Here is a 237-nt window from a genome sequence, read left to right as displayed (position 1 = left end):
CCTCGTATGATTCTGATGGAGAGGACGAAGAGGCGGAATTGGAAGAGGAAGAAGGACAATTCATAGATGAAGACGACAATCCTTATTATAAGCGTCGTCTAAAGCTGGATGTCGAAACGCCTGAAGTCTGTTTCATAGAAAATCAAAACGCTCTGCTCCTTGCCATCCCATATCGTACGGACAAAGGGAATGCTTCTATTAAGGTCAAGCGAGAAATGAAGATCACGAAAATGAAGC

The 237-nt window shown here is 43.5% G+C and carries 1 protein-coding gene; it reads left to right on the top strand.

All coding sequences use genetic code 11. The annotated features are described in order from the left end of the window. Positions 1-237: hypothetical protein (locus R2R70_RS23030; protein WP_410979350.1), on the top strand; the 237-nt coding region annotated here is incomplete at both ends.

It is taken from the genome of Cobetia sp. SIMBA_158 (genome assembly GCF_046566945.1).
GTDB lineage: Bacteria > Pseudomonadota > Gammaproteobacteria > Pseudomonadales > Halomonadaceae > Cobetia > Cobetia amphilecti.
The sequence above is the reverse complement of the archived record's forward strand: the minus strand, read 5'-3'. Positions and strand labels throughout refer to the sequence as shown.